We start from the raw sequence: 2,866 nt of genomic DNA on the forward strand, positions 1-2,866 counted from the left end.
CCGGCCTCGCGCAGCGCAGTTCGAAGGGCTCCCTCGGAAACGTGACCTTTCATCCACGCGGTGAAGACTTCCGTGACCCATTTATTGTGCCGGCTATCGAGGACGCTCTTCAGTCCCCACAGGTTGATGGCACGTTGTCGCCGATGACTTAGCTTGGTGACTTGCGCGTTCCTCCTTCATCATGAGTTAGCTCACCTCCGCGCCGGTCACGCAGCGTTCACCCAGCAACAACTAGAGAATCCAAAAAACGCTGCACTCAGCGTTGCGCAAAGGAACGGAGGCCGACATCGAGGCAGCGGAATGGGTGCTAGCGGGAATTGACGTTGAAAGTCCCCTGTTCGTGAAGCGGATGCTTGGCTGCGTGCATGGCTTTCTGCTTGCTACCGCGATGGAGCTTTATGTTCCAACGAGAGAGGCGAGGGTTGCATACCCGCCCCTCGACCTGTCACGAACATCATGGAAGTCCCGAATCTTTGTGTAAAATGAACGAATCACCCCCGAGCCACTCCCACCAAGACGTGAAGTTCCCCTGTGTGTAATGTCGATCCCACATCTGCTTCTGATAAGGAGGACCAGTTGGGGGATCACCATGTGGTCCACCGTAAGTTCCGTACTGACCGGCGAAGCGCAGAACGAACCGGGCAAGCGGTGACAGATCTCGCGCGTCAGCCGGATCAATGTCAATCAAGTCATACTGGACTATGCGGTCCCCATTTCCCTCGTGCGGTCTGACTATTCGACTTTCTCGTGGAGACCAAGGCCAGTCGATGCCGATGTCCTTTTCAAATCGATGGTTAGTCTTAAAACCGGGCGGCTTCGGCCAACCTCCAAACCCGGAGCCGCCTTTGTTTGGCCACGGCTCATTCGAGCCATGCTCAAGTCGGACCACAATTCTACCGCCGTCGAGTTCTAATTTTGCGTGATTTACTTGATCGAGCCACATCTGCCGACCATGATTATGAAATACAGCCGAGTGAAGGATAGGATTTTCCAATGTCGCTTTCCCATCCGGACTGTTTACTATAAATACTGCGTCCACTGCTCCCCAGTCTGCATCATGATCTCCACCATTTGCGGGGAAATCTGCATCATTGAAGTAGCAGAAAAAGAAGTACTGAACTGACAAATACTCGTAGCCAGTCTCGAATTCAAACGAGTATGTGTTCTTTGGGAAATCCTTCTTCACCCGAAAGAATACTGACGGCAGCTCGCGTTTTGCCCATTCTTCACTGTGTTCGGGGTCAAAGCCCTTGGTCGCTCGCGGTTCGAGACGCATTCCGGCGCTATCCTTTCCATCAAGTAATACGAGTTTTTCATCGATCGGACCAGGCTTCGATAACCAATTCCCGTTGGGCAACACAATCGCGGATGCTTCCACGTAGGTTCTGAGCGACGCCGGGCGATAAGTGCCCTTCCCGTTTAGCAGAAAAATCGGCCGGAATCGTTCTGCGACCCGGCGCTCAGGCGTGTTCACAACTGATCCGCTCGCGGAGTTTGCGGGGTGCTCCGAGATCGCGAGCATGCAAAATCCAATGGCAAGCAGAACCAGCCGAGCGTAATTAGCACAAATACCGCGGCGATCCCATCTGACGCGGTGTACAAGGACTGATTGCGTTTTCATAGTTTAGTCGGAGTGCAGGACGAGGATTATGGCGTGATAATGGTTGTTCCAGAAGATGCCAACATCTTTTGCGTGACATGCTTCGCATAGTGACCTGTTATGCTATGGAAATCAGCCATCTCCCAGTCGAACCAATCGAAGAACTCTCCTTCACCCCACACATTTGCCACACCATCCCGAACGTCATAAAGGTGATGAACGCTACCCAAGAATTCAGGCCAAAGATCCGCGAAAACATTCTCCTTATGGAAAGTTGCGCCGCCGATGGTGAGGACATGAATACGGGATAGAAGCAACTTGCGTTCGGCGTCGGGCTGGGAGCGATTGATGCGTTCGGCGGCGCGCGCAGCGTTGAAGATTGAGAGGCTGCCGGCGCTGTGGCCGATCAAATAGACAGAATCGCCCTGCATGATTCGCTCTTGGATGCAATCGATAAGCGTCCTCGTCGCAGCATTCACCGACAAGTCAGCATTCCCCATTTTTTCGATTGCCGTTGAAAACCAATCAACGAAATCGCAGGTAAGATCGTTGTAAACGAGCCGAACGGTAGAATTCAGCTTGTCAGCGATGAGAGCCGCATCGCGCCGCGCCTCCTCAGACGTGGTGTACTGACCGTTAACGTAGATGATGATCTCGGACGCGCGTCTCCGTTCCTTTTTTGACGACCCTAGAGGCGGCGAGAGCTCTCCGTCTTTTAGGCCAGCGGCCTGTGTTGTTGCGATTGCAACAATCGCCACGACGAGAGCCATTCTCGTTTTGGTGCGGATATATGGCTTCGCGCGGTTTGGCCCCAAGTTGTTGGTTACTCCAGATTTCATAATTGTCGCAGTTCTGCGCGCCATTCAATCAACGCAGTAGCTCCGGTGCATGCGGAGGAGGGCAACGTTTGCCATCTCTACATGACTAGGCGGTATCCTCAGCGAAATTCTTTCTCGCCGCGCAAAATGTCCGATCTCTTCCCAGTCCCGGAAGGCCCGCGGGAATAAGCGAATACCGAATCCCGTAAAGTGAGTTCAAGAATGACCTCGGTGGCCGGGGCCCCCGGCAGAGGCCACAACCAGCATCCAGCCGCTCGCGCCCTCCAAGAATAAGCGTCACGCCGAGGAGATCACGCGCACCACCCTCGCCGACTGGGTGGCGATGGGCGCCGGCGCGCTGGAGCCCTTGGTGGCCCTGATCCGGAAGGACCTGGTTGGCGGCGATTACCTCCAGGTCGACGGTCGACGAGACGCCGGTGCGGGTGAT

The 2,866-nt window shown here is 54.6% G+C and carries 2 protein-coding genes; both read right to left on the bottom strand.

Translation table 11 applies throughout. From position 1 onward, the window contains the following. Positions 1–454 precede the first annotated feature (454 nt). Positions 455–1,621, bottom strand: coding sequence for a hypothetical protein (locus AC6T8Q_RS08530; RefSeq protein ID WP_500678672.1), 1,167 nt, complete (start codon positions 1,619–1,621; stop codon positions 455–457). 26 nt (positions 1,622–1,647) lie between these two features. Then, on the bottom strand, positions 1,648–2,439 hold the full coding sequence (locus AC6T8Q_RS08535) for a hypothetical protein (RefSeq protein WP_500678673.1): 792 nt from the start codon (positions 2,437–2,439) through the stop codon (positions 1,648–1,650). Between the last annotated feature and the right edge of the window lie 427 nt (positions 2,440–2,866).

This window comes from Bythopirellula sp., from assembly GCF_041737835.1.
Taxonomy (GTDB): Bacteria; Planctomycetota; Planctomycetia; order Pirellulales; family Lacipirellulaceae; genus Bythopirellula.